This is a genomic window from Ahniella affigens (genome assembly GCF_003015185.1).
Taxonomy (GTDB): domain Bacteria; phylum Pseudomonadota; class Gammaproteobacteria; order Xanthomonadales; family Ahniellaceae; genus Ahniella; species Ahniella affigens.
The window spans coordinates 575,100-600,748 of the sequence record NZ_CP027860.1; the positions used below are offsets into that span (position 1 = coordinate 575,100).

Below are 25,649 nucleotides of genomic sequence, written 5' to 3' on the forward strand. Positions count from 1 at the left end.
ATGACAGACGTAGCCGAAGTGAAATTGCCGGTCGATGTGCAGCGAATCGCCAAAATGCTGCCCCATCGCTATCCATTCCTGCTGGTGGACCGGGTGACCGAATTCGAAGCCGGCAAGCGGGTGCGCGCCATCAAGAACGTGACGTTCAACGAACCGTTCTTTACCGGCCATTTCCCTGATCATCCCGTCATGCCGGGCGTGCTCGTGATCGAAGCCATGGCCCAGGCCTCTGGTCTGCTGACCCAACTCACCGTTGGTGAAGAAAACAAGACCAATCAGATTTTCTACCTGGTGCGCGTCGACAAAGCGCGCTTCTCGCGTACGGTCGTGCCGGGCGATCAGTTGGTCATGGACATCACGCACAAGCGGTCGATCCGAAACATGGGCTTGTACGAATGCCGCGCCACGGTCGACGGCAAAGAAGTTGCCAGCGCCGAAATCCTCTGTGCTGCACCCGAGGTCAAAGCATGATTCATCCAACTGCCATCATCGATGCCAGTGCGCGCATTGGCGAGAATGTCAGCATCGGCGCCTATTCGGTGATTAGTGCAGACGTCGAGATCGGGCCGAACTGCAAAATCGGGCCACATGTGGTGATTGATGGGCCGACTCGGCTTGGTGCCAACAACACGATCTATCAGTTTGCGTCGGTGGGTGGTGACCCGCAGGACAAGAAGTTTCATGGCGAGCGCGTCACGCTGGAAATCGGCGATGGCAACATGATCCGCGAGTTCGTCACGATCAATCGTGGCACCGGCGACGGTGGCGGCGTGACGCGTATTGGCGACAACAACTGGATCATGGCCTACGTGCACATCGCCCACGATTGCATCATCGGCAACAACACGATCATGGCGAATTGCGCGTCGCTGGCTGGCCATTGCCGGGTCGATGATTGGGCGATTCTGGGCGGCTTCTCGCTGATTCATCAATTCTGTCAGATTGGTGCGCATGCGTTCACGTCCATGGGTTCATCCATCAATCGTGATGTGCCGCCCTATGTGACGGTTGCCGGCACGTTTGCCGAGCCGAAAGGCATCAACAGCGAGGGCCTACGCCGTCGCGGCTTTGCGAGCGACAAGGTAATGGCCATCAAGCGGGCATTCAAGACGCTCTATCACTCCGGTCTGCCCCTCGCCGAAGCGCGGGCTCAGATTGCCGAGCAGAGCAGCGACATCGACGAATTGAAACTGCTGGTCGAATTCATCGATCGCAGCGAACGTTCGCTGTTGCGCTGAGTCAACCATGCGCATCGCCCTGGTTGCCGGCGAAGCTTCGGGCGATCTGCTTGGGGCGGCGCTGATCGAGCGGATCAAGGCGCTGGTGCCCGACGCCGAGTTCGCCGGCGTCGCGGGTGGTCAGATGATCGAAGCCGGTTGCAAGGCTTGGCATAGCTGTGACGAGCTTGCCGTCATGGGGCTGGTCGAAGTGCTGAAGCACCTGCCAAGATTGCTCAGATTGCGGCGCGAGATTCGGGGGCAGGTGCTGGCATTTCAGCCCGATGTGTTCATCGGCATCGATGCCCCCGATTTCAATCTCGGCTTGGAGCAACAACTGAAATCGCGCGGGATCAAGACGGTGCACTATGTGTCGCCGTCTATTTGGGCGTGGCGCGAGTCGCGGGCTGGAAAGATCGCCAAGTCTGCCGACCGGGTGTTATGCCTGTTTCCGATGGAGCCGCCAATCTATGCCAAGTATGGCGTCGCGGCACCGTTTGTCGGGCATCCGCTGGCCAGCAGAATGCTCACGCCGATGAATCAAACCGAGGCGCGCAGCCGCCTGGATCTTCCGGCCGAGGGGCGCGTGCTCGCACTCCTGCCCGGCAGTCGCGCGGGCGAGATCCAGCGCCTGGGGGACATTTTTATCAGCGCGGCGTTGCAGATCGAGAACGCGATGCCGGGTCTGCGCGTGGTCGCGCCAATGGCGAATACCCGGTGCTATGAACAGTTCAGTCGAATGGTGGCGAATCGCGGCGCGCGCGCGGTCATTCATGTCGTCGAAGGTCGCTCGCACGAAGCGCTGTATGCTGCCGATGCAACGTTGCTGGCCTCAGGCACTGCCGCGCTCGAAGCGATGTTGACGCGGACACCAATGGTCGTGGCGTATCGCATCAACGCGCTGACGCATTGGCTGGTCAAGACGCTCGGCATGTTGAAAACGTCCTGGTACAGCTTGCCCAATATTCTCGCCGGCTACCCATTGGTACAGGAATGCATGCAGGATCAATGCACGCCCGAGGCGTTGACTGACGCGGTGCTGGCACTGCTGCGCGACGGTCAGAAGGCCGATGCGATGCGGACGGATTTCGAAGCGTTGCATCGCAGCCTGCTGGCCGATCGTTCGGCTGCCGCAAAAGCGGTGATTGCGCTCGCCACGCACGAATCATGACTCGGCGCCCGACTCGTAATCAGCCGGGTTTTTGGCCCGATGCGTGTGGCATCGCGGGTGTCGACGAAGCGGGTCGGGGGCCGTTGGCCGGACCCTTGCTGGTCGCTGCGGTGATCTTGCATCCGGAGCGACGAATCGATGGGTTGAATGACTCGAAGCAGCTCTCGGAGGCCGAGCGTGAGCGCCTGTTTCCAATGATCATCGAGTCCGCAACGGCTTTTGCCATCATTGAAGTATCAGTGAATCGAATTGATCAACTGAATATTTTTCAAGCCACGATGGCTGGGATGCGCGAGGCGGTATTGGCTTTGCCCGAGCAACCTGAGTGCATTCGGGTCGATGGCAACAAGCTGCCAAAGCAATTGCCGGTTCCGGCCGAGGCCATCGTCAAGGGCGACGCCCACCACGCCGAAATTGCCGCCGCGTCGATTCTGGCCAAGGTCAGTCGTGATCGCCTGATGCTGACGCTTGATCAGCAGTTTCCTGATTACGGATTCGGCCGCCACAAGGGCTATCCGACCCCTGAGCATCTTGCGGCGCTGCAGGCATTCGGGCCCTGCGCCTGTCACCGCCGCAGCTATGCTCCGGTGCGGGCGCTGCTGGCGCCAGCGCTGTTTTGATCCAATCGCGCAGGCTTGCAGCATTCTTTACAGATCGTGTTCGCTTCGGCATAGGGCATCGTTTATGCTCAAGAAGGCAGACGATCAGGGGACAATATGTTTCGAATCCATACACGGGCGTTATGGCTGTGCGTCGCACTGGTGTTGGCAGTTTCATCGGCATCGACCTTGGCTGCGGTCTGCGATCCGGATGAACTGCAAAACGACGCCCTGAACTGTGGGACCTGTGGCAACGACTGCAGTGTCGGCGCCGTCAACGCTGTCCGGCAGTGCCGCAATAGCGCATGTTTCACTGCGGCCTGCCAGCCAAATTTCTATGATCTCGACAACAACGGCACCTGTGAATACGCGTGCAATTTCCAGAGCGTGACCGAGCTCTGCAATGGCGTCGACGACAACTGCGATGGTCAGATCGATGAAGGCGTGACGCCGCCGTCGCCCCGCGACGTTTGCGGCGTGTCGCCATCGGCAACCGCGGCCGAGTGTACGACCAGCGTCAACGTGAGCTGTCAGTCGGGACATTGGACGTGCACGTTTCCAGCCAATGTTTGCACCGGGGGCAACTGCGCCAGTGCGGTCGATACATGCGACGCACTCGACAACAACTGCAATGGGCTTGTGAACGAGACGCTACCTCTGTATGGCAAGGCCTGCGCGAGCGACGATGGCTTACCGCTGCCCGGTCATGGTTTGTGCCGCACCACCGGGACGTACGTTTGCAATGGTTCCAGCAGTGTGGTGTGCAATGCCGTGCAAGCCAACTGTGCGTCGCTTCCCGGCGGCTGCGCAGAAATCTGCGATGGGGTCGACAACGATTGTGATGGCAGCATCGACGAGACCTTCAATGGCAAGGGCGCCAATACCACCTTCTTCATGAAGCCCGCGGTGACGAAAATCGGTAGCGGGCTTTGGATCGCGCAGTACGAGGCATCCCGACCCAATGCCAACACCACCACCCAAGGCACCGGCAATGGCTTTGTGACCAGCGCTCCGGTAGGGCGGACACTCGATCGGACGCCGGCTTGCTCGGAACCAGGCAGTTTGCCTTGGACCAACATGACCGCCGGCGAGGCGGACCAGGTTTGTACGGCCGCGGGTGGCCTACTGTGTCGCGAGTCAGACTACGTCACTGCCTGTCAGGCCACGGCCTCTTGCGTCTATCCTTACAATCCGCGCGGCGCCGCCTGCACGCAGATCGCCACCGGTACGAAGTTCTGCAACATCGGTGCCTATGATTACAGCGGCATCGTTAGTGGTGATCAGGATGGTTTGCTCGTGACCGCCGATCCCGGTTTGCAGAACTGCTGGGCCGACTGGAGCAGCTTGCAGGGCAACACCAGCATCAACAACAAGGTCTTTGATCTTGGCGGCAATGCCCGTGAACTGGTCAAGGTATCGGCAGGTGTGTACAAGCTGCTCGGGGCCTCCAATCTGAACCGCGCTGAGGCCGCGCAGCAATGCACGTTCTCCGGTCCAACCGTCGATGCCAACTATCGACTGCAAGACACCGGGTTCCGTTGTTGTTTCACAGCTGATCCCACTCTTTGAGCAGGAGCCGACCATGACTGCTTCTCGTCTCCTGATCTTGTTGACTGCGTTCGCCACCTTCGCCGTGAAGGCAGAGGTCACGCAGTGCCTGGCCACCGATCCGGGAAGCTGGCCGCCGGTATCGAAGCCCTACATTCTGCTGATTGCGGATACGAGTGCGTCGATGATCGCAACGATTGGCAGCACCGATAGCTGTGGTTACGGTTCCGACCGCCGGGCCCATCAACGCTGTGCGATCAATCGCATCCTGAAGGCTTACGCCGGCCAAGTGGAATTTGGCTTGATGAACTTCGCCTTCAAGCAAGCAAGTTGCACCGCGACCTGCTTTACCGATTGCACCTATTCCGACTACCCGAGCAATAGCGGGGGTGTGGGCTGTGGACCGGAGTCGGCCGAGGCACCGACCTCGCCGAATCGCCGTGGCGGATTCCTGCAGGTACCGATTCGTGCCGACAACCAAACCCCGCCGGCTGCCGACTCGTTTCCGAACCTCAACGCGTGGACCGACAACAGTTGCAGTGGCAACACCGAGTTGTTCGCGTCGGGCAGTAGCCCCTTGAACGGCGCATTGCGCGATGCGTTTCGTTACCTATCCAATCAATGGGTGGCGCAGGACAATTCGATCACGTATGGCTCGCCGCTCGGCGCGATTGCGGGCGAGGAACGCGCGTGCCGCACGTTGCGGGTCGTAATGTTTGCCGATTCCGGCGACAACTGCGATAACGTCGGCGATGCTGCAGACGCGGCAGCCGATCTGGTCACCGGCTTCAGCCGTGGTGGCGTGACGTTTAGTGTGCGGACCCACGTGCTCGACCTCACCGCGTCGGGGGGTGAGTTGAATGGGATCGCGAGTGCCGGCCAAACCACCACAGCCGTGCCCGCCGTCAACGAGACCGCGATGTATACGGCGTTGAATGACATCGTACTGGCGACCCTCAGTGCCGAAGTGGGCGACAACCAGGACAACAACTGCAACGGCTGCACCGATGAGGGCATGCCGCACTTCGCGAACCTCAATCCGGTTTGTTGTGCGTGGGTAACGCCTGCGCAACGCAGCACTTGCCTCGTGAACTTTCAAGCTTCGATCAGCCCGGCGAACCCCAAGGGCACGCGTTCGCTCTTGCCCTGCACCAATGGCGCCAACGCTGTCGATCCCACCCGCTGGCTGGTCTATGACCCCGGTGAAACGTGCAACAACAGCGATGACAACGGCGACGGCCAGGTTGACGAAGGGCTCCAAAAATGCGGCAACCCGTTGCATTGCCCCGCAACCGAAGTCTGCGACGCCGAAGACAATGATTGCGACGGACTGATCGACGAAGGTGGCGTTTGTGGCATTTGCACGCCGTCGCCGGAAATCTGTGATGGCTGCGACAACGACTGCGATAGCGTGGCCGATAATGGCGCGCCTTCGGGAACCTGTGGTCTGACCTCGCCGCCTAACTGCGTCGGCACGCTGGCCTGCCGGCCTGCCCAACCCGTAGGCATGCCAGGCGCCTGCGTCTCTGGGGGCGGATTTGCAAGCTGTAGCAACATGCCACTCGCCGAATCATGCGATGGCATCGATAACAGCTGCAATGGCCAAATTGACGAGGGCCTGAGTGCCAGCAATTGCGAACCGGCGGGCACACCGTCGGGGCTCATCTACGGTGGCAGCAGTCAATGCCGACGCGGTCAACAGTTTTGCGGGCAGACGACTTGTCACAGCTTCATCGGTCCAACGCCAGAAGTCTCTGATGGCATCGATAATGACTGCGACGGCGCAATCGACAATGGGATCGATGCCATGTTCAAGAACGGCTTCGAATGAGCGCGCAGCCGGCGTAGTCGTGGTTCGGGCGGCCTTGAACTACCAGTGGCGGTGTCAGGCGTAACCTTCGAACCATATGGGCCCACTCGGACCGCCGAGAATGCCGTTTAGTTGGCTTATCCTGATTGGCGCCGAGTGTCCTTCGGCGCCAATCAGCGCGCCTCAAAGTGGTAAGCGCACCGCATCGACATGCGCGCCGGCAAACACAAATGCAAACGAACCAGCGAGGCGAACTCGGGTGCGCGCTTTCACGCGACCGTCCTGCCATTCCTGATTCGAATTGTCGTTGCCAGGCCCGGGTTCCCACGGCGGCGCTTCATTAAACAGCGTTGGCAACGTGACGAATTCGAGTAACGGGACGCCCACCCCGGTGGCCACGCGAGCAAACATAAGTTGCCGCCACAAATAGGATTTGAATCCAGCGTAATAGACCGTCACCATGGGCGCAGCAACCAGGTAACCGCCCGATCGAGGCAGCACCCTAACGGCGTCGGGTTCAGTCAATGCCGGAAACGATGAGGCCGCAACGACCGAGGTCCAGCCGACGCGATAAGTGTCCGGAGCGATCTGTTCGCGGACCCGCACGTCGAAATAGCCATAGCCCGAGACACCGGGTTGCAAGCCAAGTTGCAGGGACGAATCGATATCGAAGCTACGGCCAAAGAACTGACCGAAGCTGCTTTGCGTTGTCTGGCTGGTCGCTCGGTCCAGCGCAAAGAGCGCAAACTCAGACGTACTGTCGAGTCGCTTGAGCGCAACCATTGTCTGCATCCCGACATGACTGACGCGGCCGACCCCTACGCCCGAGCCATCCACTCGCGCCTGGCCGATTTCGGCGAGCCGAGTCGTTTCAAGACCAAAGCGATCATCGCCGCTGCGAATTCGCCAAACCTCCGCAGCGTGCGCAGAACCGGTCACCGCCGCGTTGACGACAATGAGCCCATCAGCGCCAACATGCGTGCGCGCCGGGTTCAGTTCGCTCAGATCCAAGCTGCCCCAGATCGATCCGCCGCGTGGCGCAGCGCTCGAATGGGTCAGCGACCATTGCTGGATCTCGACCATTTGCTTGAAGCTCAGGCCCGGCGAGTACTCACTGACAATCGACACTGAGTCGACCCCAGGTACCCAAATGCCTGGACCCATGATCAGGCTGCGGGCTTCCAAGTGCTCACGGTCGATATCATCGATCTCGATCACGGACATCAGCGCCTGATGGTATTCCCCGGACGGACTGAGATAGATGGGCGTCTCAGTGAGGCGCTGCTCCCGCTCTGGACTAGGTCGCAGCGAGGGCTCATTGAACTGGACTTGTCCAGCAGCATCACGAATGAGCAACGGCGTGTCGGTCAGCAGCACGATCTGCTGATCGCGCCGCATCACGGTATCAACCTTGGCATCGACAACAAATTCGCGCTCGATGGTTTGCTGGCCCGATGCACTCACTCGAATCGTGGTGACCGCACTGCTCGGTGCCAACACTGGCCGACAGTGTGACCAACCATTGTCGCTGATGACCAAGTAGCGCGCTGCGCCTTCGCGATCCGGCAAAGCCAGTACCAATAGTGCGAACGGGTGTGCAGCCGGAGGCGTGAACGTGCTGACCGTCTGTACGTGTCCCCCCACGCCGTCGAGCCTTTGGAGCGCAACGGCGACCGCTGTGGGGTTGTCGGGCCAAACCGGGTCTTGGACTGACGCCACGAACGCGCCGACATCTGCTACGGCGTCGGCAAATATCCAGGGCTGTGACATGCCGTTTGGATCGCGCGCGACGCGCGTTTCCTCGTTGCAAGCGCGACACATCGCCACGGTTCCCAAATTGCACGGATTCGGCGGAACGGCAAGGCGGAGGTATGCACGGAAACTGCTGTCATTGGTGAACGGTCGTGCCTCGGCGGCATATTGACGCCCAGATGCCGGTGCCGTGATCAGGTCGTACCTCGCGTTGTCCGTGAAGCTGCCAACCTCGCCTTGGAGCGCCAACTGGACAACGACATGGCGTTCATCTTCCCAGCGCACAAGCACAGTGCCGCCGCTCATGGCGACGACCTCGCAGGTCGGCGCGCATGACCGTCGGAAACGCTTCGCTTCAATGTCTGTAAAGCCAGTCAACGCATTGCTGCCATGTGCCAGCCACCAGCGTGGGGCGCCATTTTGATCGTAGGCAAGCGCCAACATGGCAGTCACTGGGCCCTGACTGAGCAAGGTCAAACCAATGCCAGGTCGCGCCGGATTCAACCAGAGACCGGTCGCGTCGCGCACGACCGGGTCGGCAGACACCACAATGCGCTCAAGGCGCACGCTTCTGGTCTCGGTGCCGATTCGAAGTACGACGTCCGCCAAGCGGTCGCTCACACGCGTCATGCTCACATCGCCCGTGACCGTTTGGTCGGCAAGCGATTGCGTCGTGGTATTCCAGCGGGTGCGAATCAGCGGCGCAAAGAACGTCGTTGATGCACGAGGTCCAACGCCGACTTGCCAGTAGTCGTGACCATCTGCATCAAAGTCGAGATGCTGCACCACGGTCTGCTCGCCATTGTGGGTGAGTACCAAGCCCCAGCCAGGGTTCCCGGGCTCGGACCACCACTCGCCGACGATTTGACCCGCAGGGGCCGTGACATGGACTTGTGCATTCGCGTTCGGGCACAGCAACACGCAAAGCACGGCAAAGAGTGCCTTCAAGAGGATTCGTAACATGGAGTAGAGGATTAGTGAGAGTTAGGGAGCCTCTGAACAAGTTCAGAGGCGATGCGGGCCATGGATGGCCCGCCCAGAATCGAGCACGCAAGTGCTTGATTCTGGGGCAATGAGTCCGGACATGTGCCGGACTCATTGTGGGTCTGAAAGTCCAGGATGGACTGATTCAGACCCTCCTTAGGGGGGGGAGAACGTCGAATGAGGACATTCAAACCCACAAAAAGCGACGAACGAGGTGCGGAATCAGTGTTCCCGAATCGGTCGCTTGTGTGCTGGATTCTGCACAGACCATCCTTGGCCCGCGCCAACTCCGAACGTCTTCAGAGTCACCCAAGCGATAAGACGCTTGCGCGACCAACTTCCCCCAATTCCGAACGCCGACACCGTGATTCACTGCGGCCAAGATCCGAACGTCAGCGACGCTTGCTTCCTTGCTGACAGGGAGCGTGCCTTCGCGACGTTGATCCCACGTCCAAGGTTCCGGATGGCTTCGACCATTGCGGTGATGGCTTGGTCGGCAACGGCGTTGAACGCATGCTGCGAAACAGCTTCCAGTGAGCGTTTACCAAAACCGACCTTGAATCGCGGAGTGCCCCAGAGTGCGAACGACTATTTGGCCAATGCGCGTGCCAGCACAAGCACGCGGTCATGGAAGTCCTCATAGCCCATGCTTGGCTGATAATCATCGCGTGAGGCAATCTGGCGAACCGCAATCAGATCGGCTTTGGGAACAATCACCAGGTACTGGCCCAGATAGCCATTGCCTTCATAGGCAACGATTGGACCAACATTTAGATGAAACACTTTGCTCATGCGCACGCCCTTGGCTGCAAACGCTGACTGCCAGCGCGCTTCGCCATCCTGGCCAAGGGCTGCCAGTACGGCTTGATAGAGTGCGCTGCTGCCATCGAATTCTCTGCCGTCTAGTGGTCTCAGCACGCTGATCGAATCGGCATCCACCCCGGCGTCTTTGAGCATCTGGAAGGACTCAGCATCCACCCGATAGTGCTGTGATTCGGGGACGCGCCACCAGAGGAGGCCGTAACGATCGAGTTTCGGACTGGCCGCCAACATCTCGTCGACAAACGATGGCGCGATCAGGTCCTGCGCGCCCCATCGGCCCCGATCGAGCACCAGTCGGCCAATTTTCGCCAGATCTCTTGCTGACAGTGGCAGCCCTGCCATTGAGTGCGGATTGCCGGCTTGGTCCTTAGTCCATGGGCCAGGCTCAATGTCCATGGCATTGAACAGGCGCTCCTTCACATAGACATCCATGCGCTGGCCGCTGGCCTTCTCGACGACACCGGCGAGCAGGTTCATGGCTTTGTTGCTATAGAAGAATTCAGCGCCTGGGTCACTACTCAACTCAGCGGCGAGCGCCAACTGCACAAAGTTGGGCGAGGGGTAGATTTCGATCGAGGTATTTGGAAGGTCCTGCAGGCCGGAAGTGTGGTTCATCAACATCCGTACTGTGATCTTGGCTTTCCGGCCTTGCTTCCATTCCGGGTACAGTTCTGCCACTGGCATGTCCAAGGACTGAATCAAGCCATCAGTGACGAGCGCCCCAATCGCCAGTGCGACGACTGATTTGGTGACCGACATCAATTCAAACAGGCGCGAATCGGGATTCTGATACTGCTCCAGCAACACCTGATCGCCCTGCATGACCAAAACGGCGTCGGATTTGGATTCGGTGGCGCCCTCACGAATGGCTGTCAGGGCGCTTGCGACGTCGGCGTTCTCGGCGGCAGCCATGCCAGACGCAAGCAAAATCAAGGCAGAACAGAGCAAACGGCGCATGCGGCCTCCCGACCAATCAGCAATTCTCAATGCTCTCCAATCGCCCGATCTGACGCAAATGCCGCAAGTTCGGAGGATCGATTAACGCCAAACTGAAGCCGTGCTGTACCAAGGCGAACCCAAGTCGTGCGTTTTCAGCTACAGTATCGCTGCATTCCGGCCGCTTCGTGTGTTCGGTTGACTAAGGTATGCGCACGTCGCATCGGTATTTCATCATTGTTGGGGAAGGTATATGGCAGAGCAAGGTGTCGTCAAAAATTTCAATGACGCCAAGGGTTTCGGCTTCATCACTCGCGAACGCGGTGCTGATGTGTTTGTGCATCAATCGGCGATTCAGGCCGAAGGTTTTCGCTCGCTCGCGCCTGGCGATCGCGTGTCGTTCGACGTGGTCGAAGGGCCAAAAGGCATGCAAGCCATCAACGTCGTCAAGATCCGGTGACGCAAGCGGGGCGGGCAATTGCTCGCTTCGTGGTGGATGGTGTTGATTTGCTTTGCTGAATCAGCAGACTGATTCCTGCAGGGCGCTTGATTGCGTCGACAGTCGTTACTGCGTCACGCCAAGGGAAGGCGCACAATGTGCGCCGAACGCAGGGTCCATTCTGCTCATTGAGGAATGTCGTCGGGCCGACTCCGTCATGGTTGTTGGCCCGACCGGCAATTGGCCGTGGCGCGGGTTTTCGGCCCCACTGGCAAACAAAACTCCAGGATTTCTGACACGGCTCATAAGGCGTCGTCGCTCTGAGGAACCACTTCAGCGCGAGCGGCGAGGTTTTGCTGGAGAAACACGACCAGCGCCTGATACGCCGCAGTTGCCTCTGGAAACAGCGGCGCCATCAGTGGGTAGCAATGCACCATGCCCGGATCGATGCGCTCAGTAACATTGATGCCTGCAGCGCGGGCACGAGCGGCAAACGCGACGGTGTCATCAAGCATGGACTCCGCACCGCCAGCGCACAGGAATAGTGGTGGCAGGTCCTGCAGCACGCCATAAAGCGGTGAGACCAGCGGATGCGTCAGCGGTGTTTGGCCCGCATACCACTGCGCGTAAGTAGTGAACGAGCCATCCGGCGCCAGGTCATCCGGGTGGGCGTACGATGCGCCGGTGCAAGCCAAGTCAGTCCACGGCGACAGGGCCGCCGCAGCGGCCGGGAGTGGCATAGCCTGGTCTTTCAGCGCGAGCAAGGTTGCGAGCAGGAGGCCGGCGCCCGCAGAGTCGCCAACGAACGCAACGTCGCACGGATCGATGCCAACGTTCAGCAGACCGCGATAGGCCGTCAGTGCATCCTCCAGTGCAGCCGGAAACGGATGCTCGGGGGCGAGGCGGTAGTCAAAGTGCAGCGCGCGAATTCCGGACGCGCGCACGAGCTTGGCGACGATGCCGCGATGACCACCGATCGACCCCATCACGTAGCCGCCGCCATGAAAGTAGAGCAGGGTCTGATCACTTGGGAGCCTCTGAATTTGTTCAGTGGCGATGCGGGTCTGAAAGTCCAGGATGGATTTATTCAAACCCTCCCTAGCATTGGCGTTCGGCGTCAACCATTCAGCGGCGACCTGATCGAACTGAACAGATTCGATCCGTAAGTCGTCGATCCGCCCACCAAAACGCGCCGCACCGCGTTCTGCCCGCTCGCGCAACACGCGGATATCAGTGTCCGAACCAATCGTGGGTCGCCGCCATTGACCGCGAAACCAGTGCCGGCGCTTCAGAAGCGCGATGATCAATCGAGCGCGCAGGCTTGGCATCAATGGTTCCTCGTCACCGTGGTGCAGCGCTCGGAGCACGCCGTAGATTCGTGTTCTTGAGCAGCCCAATGGTGCCGCTCATGGTGCGATCAGAACGCAGTTTGCTCATCGCGGCGGCGCAAACAGGGCATTCAGGGTGGCTTCGTCCAGGCTCATGGCATCGACGCTGCCGCCCTCCAAGATCGCTTTGGCCAATTCGGCCTTGCGCGATTGCAATTCGAGGATGCGGTCCTCGACCGTATCTTCGCAGACGAGGCTATAGACGAATACCGGCTTGTCCTGGCCGATTCGGTGGGCCCGATCCTCGGCTTGGCGCATGACAGCTGGGTTCCACCACGGGTCGTAATGAATGACCGTGTCGGCCGCCGTCAGGTTGAGGCCCGTACCGCCGGCTTTCAGGCTGATCAGCATGACCGGTACCGAGCCAGACTGGAACGATTGCACGGGAACGGCGCGGTCCTTGGTACTGCCATCGAGTCGCGTATAGGCAATTGCCGCGTGCTGCAGGTCGGCCTCCAGGAGATCGAGCATCTCGGTGAACTGCGAAAACACGAGAATCCGGCGACCTTCCTCCAATAGTTCCTGCAACATCTCTTGGAAGTACTCGCGCTTGGCGCTGATGCCGACTTTCTTGGCCTCGGGTAGCTTGACCAGCGCCGGGTCGCAGCACACTTGGCGGAGCTTGAGCAGTGCGTCCAGAATGATAATGCTCGATGCGTTCAGTCCACGCTTGCCAATGGCCTGCCGCACCTTCTTGTGCATGGCAAGCCGCAAGCTCTCGTACAAGTCGCGCTGTTTGCCTTCGATCGCAATTCGCCGCGTGATCAGGGTTTTCGCAGGCAGCTCCTTCGCCACTTCAGACTTGTTTCGCCGCAGCACGAACGGCCGCAGGCGTGCATGCAACTGTTCTTTGCGGGCTTGGTCCTGTTGTTTTTCGATCGGATTGCGATAGCGCGTCGCAAAGTCGCGCGCCGTCCCGAACAAACCGGGCAGCACCAAGTCGGTTTGTGCCCACAGTTCACCCAAGTGGTTTTCAATTGGCGTGCCGGTCATCGCGAGACGGCGGTCGGCCATGAGTTCGCGTGCCGCGCGCGCGCCTAGCGTGCTCGCATTGCGCAGCGCCTGGGCTTCATCAAAGACCGCAAGGCCGAAATGATGACGCTTCAACAAGTCAATATCGCGATGGAGCAGCGCGTAGGTCGTCAGGACCAAATCGTGCTGAGCAATTGCATCGAACTGTTGATGGCGATCGCCACCATGCAGCGTCAACACGCGCAGTGATGGCGCGAAACGCGCGGCTTCGGACTGCCAATTCGGTACCAGGGAGGTGGGCATGACGACCAAGCTTGGACGCAACGCGTCGCCACGCGCGGCCTGCTTGCGGCGCTCGGCAAGAAGATGCGCCAGCACCTGCATGGTCTTGCCGAGCCCCATATCGTCGGCGAGGATGCCACCCAAGCCGTACTCCGCCAGAAAATCCAGCCAGCGCACACCAGCCCATTGATAGTCGCGAAGTGCTGCTTGCAGCCCTTCCGGGTCGGGAGGGTTCAACGGTTTCCAGTCACCTCGTAGGGCTCGGCTAAGGCGCGTCAGGGTTTTTGGGGCACGCAAGGCGAGGCTTTGGTCCAGCATGTCGGCAAGGACATCGCTGCGAGCAATCGGCAGCTGCAAGCCGCGCTGGTCAAGTTGCTCCAGCCATTCGGTCAGTGGTGCCAGGTAGCGGCGGATATCGGCGAGCGGAATCCGTAGATGACGTTGATCATCCAAGCGCAGATGAACGACAGCGTCGGGTAACTCCGTTGCCGCGGCAGGTAGCGCGAGCGTTGGTAGGTCCAACGCCCTGGCCAAAATCGGCAGCAATGACACCCGCTGGCCATCCACATCGACGCCGAGTTCGAGGTTGAACCAACCCGGCAGGCCATCGGCTTCTTGAACGTCCAGTTGCAGGGTATCGACGACCGCGTCGATGGTCTGAATACTGACGTGGTCTGGAACATGCAAGGTGACGCCCCGGCTGGCGAGTGCGGCCGAGAGCGAGAGCCAAAATCCAGCCGTGCTCTGCATCGACGTGGCGGTGCGGCTCGGCATCTGCCAGATCGTGATCGCACTCTGTGGGTCGATCTTTGCGAGTCCCGGCCAGATGGATGGGGGCTGTCCTCCCAGGTCGTTGATGATCTGCCGGAAGCGCTGCTCAGCAATGGGATCACGCGTGATGACAAGGACGTCTAGCAGATCGTCATGCTCGACGACCGTGCGCGCGGCGCGATCATCGAGTACCCAGGCGTCGCCATACTGAAAACGCATGGTGGCGTACCATTCGCGTTGATCATTCGAACGCTTAGACTGACCGATTTGCAGGAACAAGTGCGCAGTGGGTGGTCCGTCCACGCTCTGCATGGCCTTGCTCGTGGCCATGGGAATAGCAATCGGCCAATCCAGTCCGGCGAGCAAGTGACTGATCTGGCCGCTCGCGGCGGGCAGGAGCTCAGGGGATTCCTGAATGGCGCGCCAGTGCTTGAACGAGAGCCCGCTGACCGGCCCCAGTTCGGCGTTGGTCTCATCGAAATACCAGAGATCACCGAAATCCAGCATGGCGACCCGGTCAGCGACGCCCAGTTGCAGTCGGCGCTTGTCACCCTTGGTTTCCTGCCAAGACAGGTCGGGATCGAGTGCTTCGCAAAGGCGCAGCGGCGTCTGGGTGCCATCGATGACGCAATGGTAGTTGCCAAGCAAGCGGCGGACGATGTCGTCGATCCCGTAGCCGGAAAGCGTCAACGATTCATGGTTCCCATACATCGACAGATACGGGATCAATCGCTCAAGCATGGCCACATCATGTTTGTCGACGTTGTAGCCGTTTAGCTCGCGCGAATCGAGATGCGAGTACGTGAATGGTCGAATGACCTTGGGCGCGCGCGGCTTGCCGGCTGCCGTGGTCTGATTGGGGAACGTGACCGAAAACTTGATGCGCAGGCTCTTCGCCACTGCGGAGAGGCGAAACAGCAGGCGCGTGGGCGGCTCTGCAGTTCGCAAATCGCGGAAGTAATTCAGGCGCGCTTGCTGCGTGTTCAGCCAACTCTGCCAATCGGACAGGTTTTGCTGCGCCGAAAGGCGTTCGAGCTGCTCTGCCGAGAGCGGCGCGGGAGTGGTGGGGCTGACTCGATCGAGGCGGGCAGGCGGCCTGGTGCTCGGCGCTTCCAAAACGACTTGTTCGTTCGTGATGAACGCCTCCAACTCGCGCAGCTGCTTTGCCATGCCTGCTGCGGTGCCAATCACCATCAATGCCGCTGCGCCGTGTTTGCAGTGCGAGCCGACCGGACAGTCGCAGGTTAGGGCCAGCGCGTCGCGCTTGTGTTGGATGATCAACTCCAGCTCGTAAAAGGTGCTGCCGCTAGACGAGATGACATCGAACCGCGCAACCGAAGCACTCTTTTCCTGAAAAAGTCCTGCCAGCGACACGCCAGAGACCAGCGCCCGCGCGCGTTGCAGGGTGGCTTGGGTGAACATGCTTTGCCAAGGCTGGCGGGTGAGGTACCCAAGGATATGGGCCCCAGCTGCGGCGCGGGATTCTGGTGTCATTTCATACGATCGTATTGAGACAAGAGGGTAGTTTAGAGGGTGCTGCGGTCTCCGCTGATCTTGGCGACGCCCAAAGCCGATGGTTTTGCGCGCGTTCTTCAGCGAATTGCCGATCGAAAGTGGCATGGGCGCGACACTGCTGACGGGCCGTTGGTCTCCACCGCTTCGTGCCTTGGGGCGTCGACCCACCACTTGAAACCGCCTGAAACCGCCCCATCTTTCGCCCACCGCCGGCGAACGTCTTTTCCCGGACACAGTTCGCGGCTAGAATTGGCACTCACTTAGGGTGAGTGCTAACAACACTCGAAATTTCTCACACAATCATAGAGTTAGGAAGAAGCTATGAACTTGAAGCCTTTGCATGACCGCGTGGTTCTGAAGCGGATGGAAGAAGAGCGCGTGTCCGCTGGTGGCATCGTCATCCCTGATTCGGCGACCGAAAAGCCGATTCGTGGCGAAGTCGTGGCCGTCGGCCCGGGCAAGACGCTCGACAACGGCAGCACCAAGGGCCTGACCGTTCAGGTCGGCGACAAGGTCCTGTTCGGCAAGTACACCGGTACCGAAGTCAAGATCAACGGCACCGAATACCTGGTCGTGCGCGAAGACGACATTTTTGCGGTGATCGGCTGATCGCCGGTACTGCTCTGACCTTTTGAGAGATTAAGCACATGGCAGCCAAAGAAATTCGTTTTGCTGAAGATGCCCGCGCCCGCATGGTGCGTGGTGTCAACGTCCTCGCCAATGCCGTCAAGGCCACGCTCGGTCCGAAGGGCCGTAACGTCGTGCTCGAAAAGAGCTTCGGCGCCCCGACCATCACCAAGGACGGCGTGTCCGTCGCCAAGGAAATCGAACTCGCTGACAAGTTCGAGAACATGGGCGCGCAGATGGTCAAGGAAGTTGCTTCCAAGACCTCCGACGTCGCTGGTGACGGCACCACGACCGCAACCGTGCTGGCTCAGGCCCTGATCCGCGAAGGCATGAAGGCCGTCGCTGCGGGCATGAACCCGATGGACCTGAAGCGTGGTATCGACAAAGCCGTTGCCGGCGCGGTTGACGCGCTGAAGGCGCAGTCGAAGCCGTGCAACACCTCGAAGGAAATCGCCCAGGTCGGTTCGATCTCGGCCAACTCCGACCATGCCATCGGTGAGCTGATCGCCAAGGCCATGGACAAGGTGGGCAAGGAAGGCGTGATCACGGTTGAAGAAGGCTCGGGCCTCGACAACTCGCTGGATGTCGTCGAAGGCATGCAGTTCGACCGCGGCTACCTGTCGCCTTACTTCATCAACAACCAGCAGAGCATGAGCGCCGAGCTCGACAGCCCGTACATCCTGCTGCACGACAAGAAGATCTCGAACGTTCGTGACCTGCTGCCGGTGCTCGAAGGCGTTGCCAAGGCTGGCAAGCCGCTGCTGATCATCGCTGAAGAAGTGGAAGGCGAAGCCCTGGCCACGCTCGTGGTCAACACGATCCGCGGCATCGTCAAGGTCTGCGCCGTCAAGGCCCCGGGCTTTGGTGACCGTCGTAAGGCCATGCTCGAAGATATGGCCGTGCTGACCGGCGGCACCGTGATTTCGGAAGAAGTCGGTCTGTCGCTCGAAAAGGCCACGATCAAGGATCTCGGTACCGCGAAGAAGGTCATCGTCTCGAAAGAGAACTCGACCGTCATCGACGGCGCTGGCGATGCCAAGGCGATCAAGGCCCGCATCGAACAGATCAAGGCCCAGATCGAAGAAACCACCAGCGACTACGACCGTGAAAAGCTGCAAGAACGCGTGGCCAAGCTGGCCGGCGGCGTTGCGGTGATCAAGGTCGGTGCGGCGACCGAAGTCGAAATGAAAGAAAAGAAGGCCCGCGTTGAAGACGCCCTGCACGCCACGCGTGCGGCCGTTGAAGAAGGCGTGGTGGCTGGCGGCGGCGTTGCCCTGGTGCGCGCGCTGGCCACGATCTCCGCGCTCAAGGGTGACAACGAAGACCAGAACCACGGTATCGCGATCGCCCGTCGTTCGATGGAAGCCCCGCTGCGCGAAATCGTCAGCAACGCTGGCGACGAGCCGAGCGTCGTGCTGAACAAGGTCGCCGAAGGCAAGGGCAACTACGGCTATAACGCAGCCAACGGCCAGTACGGCGACATGATCGAGTTCGGTATTCTGGACCCGACCAAGGTCACCCGCACCGCGCTGCAGAACGCCGCTTCCATTGCCGGTCTGATGATCACGACCGAAGCCATGGTGGCCGAACTGCCGAAGAAAGAAGCCCCGGCTGGCGGTCATGGTCATGACCACGGTGGTGGCATGGGTGGGATGGACTTCTAATAAAGGTTCGTCGCGAAGTTTCCGATTGGAAACTTCGCGCCGGATTGGAGTCTGTCGCTCGCCGGGAAAAAGGCGTGACTTTTTCCCGGCGGTGGCGTGAGGGCTCTGGTTGAAGTCTTTTTCTGCTCAATACGCGAAAAGCCCTGCGAGTGATCGCGGGGTTTTTCTGTTTGGGGCTTTCGGTGGTGGCGTGCTGAGTGCCTGCCTCAAATCGGCGGTTCCCCTTGTCGTTGCCCTGGAAGCCGCGCAGCGGATTCTTGGACCCACGGCAACCTGGTCGCAGTGCCGCGAGTTTTCTGGATCCCCACGCTCCGGTCCGTCTGAATACGCCCCCAAATGGTAGACCCAATTTGCAATCGGTTGGGTCGTAAGTCGTTTCAAGTATTGAGGATCGCCCGGTCGGCGTCAGCCGCGCCCCGCGGGGAGTTTGCGGCACCAGCCCCGGCGTCGTCATCCCGACGAAAGTCGGGACCCAGGGCAATCTGGCCGCAGTGCCGCGAGTATTCTGGATCCCGACGCTCCAGTCCGTCTGAATGCGCCCCACATTGGTGGACTCAATCTGAAATCGGTTGGGTCGCAAGTGGTTTCAAGCATTGAGGATCGCCCGGTCGGCGTCAGCCGCGCCCCGCGGGGAGTTTTCGGCGCGACCCCATCGTCGTCATCCCGACGAAAGTCGGGACCCAGGGCAATCTTGCGTCAAACGCTCAATGTGGAGTGCCGTGCGCCATGCTTGCGAGCGTGCCGCAAGATTGCCCTGTATCCCTGAACCCGCAGCGCGGCTTCCAGGATGACGACAATAGTGGTGCCAACACTCGAAATCTTTTGACTCGTTCGGGCTGATCGAGGCGTCTTCACGCAGTCTGGAAGGCCGGAGGCCAGGCAAACTTGCGACAATGCGGGTGCTGATCACGGCATTCATGACGGCGCTTGGCATCAAGATGCCCGATACCAGTTTTCGCCGGAGTGGGGCAAGCGCATCAGACGCCACACCACGAGCAATAGTCCTAACCGCAAACCCAACGCGAATTGGCAACACACTTGCTCGGTCAAGTGGCACCTACGACCCAACCGCCAACCGAAAGCGCCATTTGCCTGAAGCATTGGCGCCTGCCCGTAAGTAGAAGTTTCTTGCGCGATGATTCCAATCAGGCGTTTGCCATTGTAGTTCCATCATTCCCATTTCCGCCGCGTGTGCATGGGCGGCTTGCAAGAGCAAGATTCCGATGCCATGACCTCTCGCGTCTTCCACAACAAACAAGCAGTCCATGTGTAGGAAGTCCCGTCCGGCCCAGGTCGAGAAATCGACCGTTGCACTCATGTAGCCGAGTGCTTGATCCTGGGCATCGACCGCCAGCCAAATCAGAACGCGTGGCTTCGTACAGCTGAGTTGTAGGGCCAGACGATCTTGAAGATCGAGCACGTCGATTCGTGATTGCTCGAATGCTGCGTGATCACTGATCATCGCCATCAGTGGTGGAAGATCCCGAAGCGCTGAGCGTCTGACCTGAACTGCGGCATTCATGGTCCCGTGACCAGCCCAAAGCCTTCATCAACCCAACCTGTTACGCCACCAGCCATCAACTTCACCGGACGGCCAAGCTGTGCCAAGCGCAAGGCCCCGCGAGCAGCACCGTTGCAATGCGGCCCCGCGCAGTACGTCACGAACAGCGTCTCAGCAGGAAAGGTGGACAATTTCGACGCAACGATCTTTCCATGCGGCAAATTGATGGCGCCAGGGATATGGCCGCGCTCAAACAGCGCCGGGCTGCGCACATCCAGGAGCACAAAACCGGGGTTGCCGCTGGCAAGGGCTTCGTGCGTGTCCCAACAATCAGTTTCGAACGAAAACTCGGTGGCGAAATGTTCGACCGCTTGCGCGGGTGTTGCGGCAGGCGTGGCGGTGACAGCATTGCTCATCGTACTTCTCCAATGGGCCGAAATGGCACGGCCATTGTTGTGTTGAGGTAGCATGTCAGCTACTGGCAACATTGCCATTGTTCAAAAAGATCATGCCAATCTTCAAACCGCGCAAGAAATCGTTCAATCCGCTCGTCGTTGCCTTAATGTATGACGGCTTCTGTGTGTTCGAGTTTGCGTGCGTGGCCGAAGTTTTTGGCTTGCATCGGCCAGAAGCGGGTCCGCACTGGTATCGATTTGAGACTTGCTCTCTCTCCGGACGCAGCGTTACTGGGCAGTACGGAACAAGAATGCAGGTGGATGGCGACGCCGAGCGCCTCTTGGCGGCGGGGACGATTCTCGTCCCCGGTTGGAGAGACTATCTGGAGCCGCCGCCTGAGCACCTCCTAAAAACATTGCGTCAAGCCCACGAGCAAGGCGCCAGGATTGTGTCAATCTGCTCAGGGGCGTTTGTGCTTGCCGCGTCTGGACTTTTGAACGGCGGCAGCGCCACCACGCACTGGCGCTACAAAGAGGAATTCGAACGCCGCTTTCCGCACGTGACGTTCGACCCCAATGTCCTCTACACCGGCGCGGGGCGGGTGCTCACCTCGGCAGGTAGCGCCGCCGGAATCGACATGTGCCTGCACCTCGTTCGATCCGACTTCGGTGCCGCCGCCGCGAACTTGGTCGCAAAGCGCCTGGTGGTCGCGCCGCATCGAGAAGGTGGCCAATCGCAGTTCGTCGTCGCGCCCGTCGATCGCCGCGAGACTGGTGGACTCGGCGCCGTGATTGACAGGATTCGCCGACACCTGAAAGAACCCTTGAGCATTGAAATCATGGCGCGTTGGGCCGCAACGAGCCCGCGATCCTTTTCGAGAAGGTTTCATCATGCGACCGGCGCATCACCAGGAGAATGGGTGATTGCCGAACGCGTCAACCAAGCAAAGCGATTGTTGGAAGAATCCAGCCTTGGCCTTGAAGCCATTGCTAGTGAAGTTGGAATCGGGTCCGCAACCAATCTCCGCCATCAGTTCCGAAAACGGTTGGGGCTCAGCCCCATGACCTATCGAAGACGGTTCTCCGCATAGCTGACCAGGCTTCATTCTGCCTCGAACGCCGATCTCCTCATCGTCATCCTGGAATCCGCGCAGCGGGTTCCGGGATCCAGGGCAATCTTGCGCTATGGCTGCAGCGGGCGCTAACAGCAACAAACAGCCAGCCCGAATTCTGCAAAAATCGGCACGCAACTAAGCCCCGACAATCTCCATGGCGACGAAACCCGCACCAACCCGCTACCAACTGACCATCACCCTCCGCGGTACCGAGCCGAAGATCTGGCGCACGTTTGTCGCGCCGTTCGACATTACGTTGTCGAAGCTCCATCTCGTCATCCAGATCGTCATGGGCTGGCAGGATGATCATCTGCACGAGTTTTCAACAGCGAAACAGCGATTCTGCCGGCCATTGGATGAGTCGGCTGACGCAGGCGCGATCAACGAAGCGCGCGTCAAGCTCGACAAGATTCTGAACGAAGCGCACCGAACCCTGCGCTATACGTACGACTTCGGCGATAACTGGGAGCACGATATCAAGCTCGACAAAATCCTCCCAGCCGACCCAGCATTTGATCGCCCCCAGTTCCTGAAAGGCGCGAGAGCCTGCCCGCCAGAGGACTGCGGCGGTGTGTACCGGTATGCCCATTTGGTGACGATCCTCGCGAATCCCAAGCATCCCGAGCACGAGGGCATTCTGGATTGGCTAGGCGACAACTTTGACCCGGAACATCTGGATGGCACTGTCATCGAACAGGAGCTCAGCGAGGCGTTTCAGAAGCGAGACAAGGCGCCGAAACGGGCGAAGCAGCCGAAGGCTTGATTGATTTGAATGGCGTGGTCGGCTGAATTCAATGGTTCGTGACGAGCATCTGTCTTTCTTGGGAAATGTACCGTTCGTAGCTCACACCCACCTCAAGCAATCCCCGTAATCGCCCGGAACGCATGCCACGCGGCGGTTTTGGCGAGGAAGTGCGCTTCAGTCTAGAAGCAGGTTTGGATCACCTGTGGCGTGACAGCAGCGTCCACAAATCGACGTGAACCCACGAATCCAACTTGGACTACCAGTTGGATCGGCGGCGCGGCATGTGACTGTTGAGCGACTTTTTGGGATAGGGTCGTGGTTGTGTGAGTAAGGTCTGTGTTTACTACCAATACTCGGATGCCGCCTCGGCGTCCGCGAGTTCGTCAAAGCGGCGACCGTAGTGGAGTTTTTCGATCAGTGCGCGGGCTTTCGCGAGTTCGGCTTTGGGGTCGATGCCGGGCCAGTGCTCTTGTCTGTCTGCCGCGCTCATGCTCCCCACCAGTCGCGCGCGGTGCAGATGCACGTCGGCGAGGTGGAGAGGCATCGGGCCGCGTTCGGCGATTTGTTGGGCTTCGTCGAGGAGTGACCCGGCGGTGGTGAACGCGCTGACTAGGTGATGAGCGGCGGCGGCAGTGACTAAGGTTTTGGGAAGATAGTCCAAGAAGTTCGCTTTGCGGGCGGCCTTCAGCGTGTTGAGGACCTGCAAGAACGTACTTGCGTCGGTCGCCCGACGGTCCAGCATTGACCCGTAGAGCGCGCCGCGAGCAAGCGTCAATTGGTCTAGAGCGATTTCCAGAAGTATGTTGCGGTCAAGCGCCCACTGCAACCCATAGTTCGCTCGGCAAATTGCTTCGGCAAGCGCAAGGGAAGTTGCGCGCTCCGAAAGCCGGGTTGAGGCCATAGGCGAAGCTTGTGGAATTGGCAGCAGTCCACGTTGAAACGGTAGCTCCGATTCGCTCGTCTCTGCCGCTGTCGGCGACAACTCAGGCGTTCCATCAGTCGACAATTCACTCAGTCGACTAGCGTGTCCGAAAAGAAATTCCTTCCAAGCAGCTCGTTCCGGAGAGGCAAGTATTAGGTCGCAGTAGCGAAATCCCCATAATGAGACGAGCATCTTGAGGTCAGACTTGCTATTCCGCAAAATTGATTCTGCCTGCTCAAATAGTTTTTCCGGTTTCGACGGATAGCTTCCTGCCGCTTTGGTGTCTCTACACAGTTTTCCGGTCATGCGTTTGTTGATGCTTGGTTGCCACTGATGCAGTCCATCAGCAGCAATGGTTCGACTGTTGATGCGTCTTGACAATTCGGGGTCTGGATCGCGGTCAGCATATTGAACGGCGACGAACGCATCAGAAACGGCTTGCTCAAGCATGCCCAGTTTCACTTCCAATTCGCTCAAATTGCTGGCCGCGATCGCAGCATTCCGCCATGCTTTCTGTTCGATTCGAATTTTTAACCCTACTTGCGTCGGTTCCAGTGCCTCAGCGACACGCCCGAGGGCGGTGAGTCTGAACGCAGCTAAGTTTATCAGCCATGCTTGGTCTGACCTGGCGAGCTTTGGCGAAGGACTCTTCCAAGGAGAGTCAAAGAAAGCTGTTACTGCCCCGAGTTCGGCCCCGAAAGCGCCGAGTGTCCTTGTAGTGTAGAAGCCGCCGGCTCCTGTTCCGCGCAAGATGCGATCGCGATAAACCTCGCGTGCTTCTTGATGCCGGCTCGCGAGGCACCCGTGGAGCACTGCCTGATAGAGTGTTTGGAGGCTTTCCAGGGTGTCGGGCTGGTACTGTGCAACTTGGCAGAGGTACTTGAAGAGTTGGGCGTGCGCGGTTTGGTAGCTTTGCGGTTCGTCTTCACTCAATTGCCGAGCGAAATACTCGCGGACCAGCGGATGGGCATCCACAGGCAGGTTGCGTGGCTCGGGCTTTTGGGCCAGATTGGCCGGGTCGCGTGCGGGAAAACGGAGCTGAATCAGATTCGATTCGTTCAGGCGCCAAAGCAACGCATTCCAGTCATCGTTGTCGAGCGAGACGAGCCGGTCGGTGATGCTAGGGATCGCGGGAGGTTGTCGCAGGGCTTCCAAGCAATCCGGAGTGGCGGGTCGGTCAAAAAGACCAACGAGTCGCAGCGCCTGGAGGTCGGTGGGATTTCCTTCAGCGCTGCCCAACCATTTCTCATAGGTTTCCAATATGTGCCAAGCGCTTCGCGTCTGGTTATCACGTCGGCTGTCCAGCTTCTCAAAGCTCACGGTGTCGCGCTGACGGATGTCGCCGCCCCGAGCGGTCGCCAGGAAACGGCCGAGCAGAATCAGGCTGAGGGCGTGGTGATGGTAATCCTCGGCGGCTTCGATGAGATCAGTATCGCTGCCAATAACGCCAAGATTGCGTAGCAGCGCGATCGCTGCCTCAGTCGGGAGATCGTCGAGGTCTAGCTGTGGTGCGCTGCTCGCGAGATGGCCGCCAAGCTCGCTCAGCCTCTCGCGGCTGGAGATGACGCACAGCCCAGGATTCTTCTGAGCAAGTAGTCTCAAGAACTGCGCAAGGTCGGGGTCAGTAATCTGCCCGGCTTGGGCATGGCCGTAGGGATACTGCAGCGGCTCCAAGCCATCGAGCACGATCAGGTTGCGGTGCGCTTGAACCAGCTTGGCCAGTCGTTCGGCTTTGCGTTCGGGGTTTTCTGGCTCCGGATCGCCGAAATGTCTGAGGGCCTCAGTGAAGAAAGTGCCGATGCTGGCCGCACCTGCGTGTGTGGCATCACTGGCGCGGGTGCCCTGGTCGTAGAAGGTCCAATCGAAGTAAAAGATGGGCTCGGGCTGCCCGGCGCTGTTTTTCCAACCGCGGTTGCGGAACCGGGTCTGCACCCAATGCGCCAATAGCGCGGTCTTGCCGACGCCGCCCCAGGCGATCACGCATTGGATGTTGATCCCTTCTTGGTTGTTCCAAGCCTCATCCAGTACCGCGAGCTCGGTGTCTCGGCCGAATAGTTTGTCCGCTGTATGGCGGGTGACGAGTTTGGAGTCGGCGATCTTCTGATCGTGGAACTTTCGACTTCTGGTGCGCAAGTCAATGACATCGCGGCCAATGAACGCCGATGGGAGCTCACAGTCATCGATCTGCACGGGAACAATCGGTTTGTTCAGTGACCGGGCAAATGCAACTTCGCGTTGCACCCACACGGAGTCCTTGGTCTTGTCTCCAATGACGAAATAGAAGGTAGTGCAGCTGAGGATTCCCTGCTCGATAGTCGGCCAGAGCAGCTCGTCCGGCTTGATCGCGCTCACATCATTAAAAACCTGATCAAACCCAGAGGCAAGCAGGAAAGACTCCAGCTCAGCGACATAACTGTCGTATGGTGTCGTGTGGGAGATAAAGGCGATGCGCGGCAGGTTGTCAACGTTCATGC

The 25,649-nt window shown here is 59.5% G+C and carries 18 protein-coding genes; 11 read left to right on the forward strand and 7 right to left on the reverse strand.

The genetic code is table 11. The features are described from left to right. From fabZ to C7S18_RS02120, 6 genes are all read left to right on the forward strand, one after another. On the forward strand, positions 1-471 hold the full coding sequence (gene fabZ / locus C7S18_RS02095; protein WP_106889984.1) for a 3-hydroxyacyl-ACP dehydratase FabZ: 471 nt from the start codon (positions 1-3) through the stop codon (positions 469-471). Continuing rightward, positions 468-1,238: an acyl-ACP--UDP-N-acetylglucosamine O-acyltransferase gene (gene lpxA, locus C7S18_RS02100; protein ID WP_106889985.1), complete on the forward strand. Its 771-nt coding sequence runs from the start codon at positions 468-470 to the stop codon at positions 1,236-1,238. Before fabZ ends, lpxA begins: the two co-directional genes overlap by 4 nt. 7 nt (positions 1,239-1,245) lie before the next feature. Further along, the gene (gene lpxB, locus C7S18_RS02105) at positions 1,246-2,388 is read left to right on the forward strand and encodes a lipid-A-disaccharide synthase (protein WP_106889986.1); all 1,143 of its coding nucleotides are present in this window, start codon (positions 1,246-1,248) and stop codon (positions 2,386-2,388) included. Continuing rightward, positions 2,385-3,008, forward strand: coding sequence for a ribonuclease HII (gene rnhB / locus C7S18_RS02110; protein WP_106889987.1), 624 nt, complete (start codon positions 2,385-2,387; stop codon positions 3,006-3,008). The genes lpxB and rnhB overlap by 4 nt, the downstream gene beginning before the upstream one ends. A gap of 96 nt (positions 3,009-3,104) precedes the next feature. Beyond that, on the forward strand, positions 3,105-4,556 hold the full coding sequence (locus tag C7S18_RS02115; RefSeq protein WP_106889988.1) for a MopE-related protein: 1,452 nt from the start codon (positions 3,105-3,107) through the stop codon (positions 4,554-4,556). Between the two features lie 13 nt (positions 4,557-4,569). Beyond that, positions 4,570-6,366 carry a MopE-related protein gene (locus tag C7S18_RS02120; protein ID WP_170113058.1) on the forward strand — a complete coding sequence of 599 codons (1,797 nt, stop codon included), beginning with the start codon at positions 4,570-4,572 and terminating at the stop codon, positions 6,364-6,366. Positions 6,367-6,528: 162 nt separating this feature from the next. Here the strand turns inward: C7S18_RS02120 and C7S18_RS02125 are convergent, their stop codons facing one another. Together C7S18_RS02125 and C7S18_RS02130 are read right to left on the reverse strand one after the other, a co-directional pair. Continuing rightward, the gene (locus C7S18_RS02125) at positions 6,529-9,045 is read right to left on the reverse strand and encodes a hypothetical protein (protein WP_146151715.1); all 2,517 of its coding nucleotides are present in this window, start codon (positions 9,043-9,045) and stop codon (positions 6,529-6,531) included. Between the two features lie 624 nt (positions 9,046-9,669). Further along, positions 9,670-10,860 (reverse strand): serine hydrolase domain-containing protein, encoded by a 1,191-nt coding sequence (locus C7S18_RS02130; RefSeq protein ID WP_106889991.1) that lies wholly within the window; start codon positions 10,858-10,860, stop codon positions 9,670-9,672. Positions 10,861-11,092: 232 nt separating this feature from the next. On the opposite strand from C7S18_RS02130, the gene C7S18_RS02135 reads away from it, so the two are divergent. Beyond that, a complete protein-coding gene (locus tag C7S18_RS02135) occupies positions 11,093-11,299 on the forward strand; it encodes a cold shock domain-containing protein (RefSeq protein WP_106889992.1) in 207 nt (68 codons plus the stop codon). A 281-nt stretch (positions 11,300-11,580) separates the two neighbouring features. Here C7S18_RS02135 and C7S18_RS02140 read toward each other — a convergent pair whose 3' ends face one another. Continuing rightward, the gene (locus C7S18_RS02140; protein ID WP_106893889.1) at positions 11,581-12,606 is read right to left on the reverse strand and encodes an alpha/beta hydrolase fold domain-containing protein; all 1,026 of its coding nucleotides are present in this window, start codon (positions 12,604-12,606) and stop codon (positions 11,581-11,583) included. Positions 12,607-12,711: 105 nt separating this feature from the next. Further along, entirely contained in the window at positions 12,712-16,185 is a 3,474-nt protein-coding gene (locus tag C7S18_RS24795; protein ID WP_240623967.1) for a DEAD/DEAH box helicase, read from the reverse strand. 342 nt (positions 16,186-16,527) lie between these two features. On the opposite strand from C7S18_RS24795, the gene groES reads away from it, so the two are divergent. Both groES and groL read left to right on the forward strand, forming a co-directional pair. Beyond that, positions 16,528-16,815, forward strand: coding sequence for a co-chaperone GroES (groES, locus tag C7S18_RS02150; RefSeq protein ID WP_106889993.1), 288 nt, complete (start codon positions 16,528-16,530; stop codon positions 16,813-16,815). A gap of 38 nt (positions 16,816-16,853) precedes the next feature. After that, a complete protein-coding gene (gene groL / locus C7S18_RS02155; RefSeq protein ID WP_106889994.1) occupies positions 16,854-18,497 on the forward strand; it encodes a chaperonin GroEL in 1,644 nt (547 codons plus the stop codon). A gap of 1,057 nt (positions 18,498-19,554) precedes the next feature. Here groL and C7S18_RS02160 read toward each other — a convergent pair. Next, positions 19,555-20,019, reverse strand: a complete 465-nt coding sequence (locus tag C7S18_RS02160; RefSeq protein ID WP_106889995.1) for a GNAT family N-acetyltransferase — start codon at positions 20,017-20,019, stop codon at positions 19,555-19,557. After that, on the reverse strand, positions 20,016-20,414 hold the full coding sequence (locus C7S18_RS02165; RefSeq protein ID WP_106889996.1) for a rhodanese-like domain-containing protein: 399 nt from the start codon (positions 20,412-20,414) through the stop codon (positions 20,016-20,018). Before C7S18_RS02165 ends, C7S18_RS02160 begins: the two co-directional genes overlap by 4 nt. A 92-nt stretch (positions 20,415-20,506) precedes the next feature. Between C7S18_RS02165 and ftrA the strand changes: the two genes are divergently transcribed. Both ftrA and C7S18_RS02175 read left to right on the forward strand, forming a co-directional pair. Continuing rightward, positions 20,507-21,484, forward strand: a complete 978-nt coding sequence (gene ftrA, locus C7S18_RS02170) for a transcriptional regulator FtrA (protein WP_106889997.1) — start codon at positions 20,507-20,509, stop codon at positions 21,482-21,484. A 178-nt stretch (positions 21,485-21,662) separates the two neighbouring features. Continuing rightward, positions 21,663-22,271: a plasmid pRiA4b ORF-3 family protein gene (locus C7S18_RS02175; RefSeq protein ID WP_106889998.1), complete on the forward strand. Its 609-nt coding sequence runs from the start codon at positions 21,663-21,665 to the stop codon at positions 22,269-22,271. Between the two features lie 325 nt (positions 22,272-22,596). Here C7S18_RS02175 and C7S18_RS02180 read toward each other — a convergent pair whose 3' ends face one another. Then, a complete protein-coding gene (locus C7S18_RS02180; protein ID WP_106889999.1) occupies positions 22,597-25,647 on the reverse strand; it encodes a toll/interleukin-1 receptor domain-containing protein in 3,051 nt (1,016 codons plus the stop codon). Between the last annotated feature and the right edge of the window lie 2 nt (positions 25,648-25,649).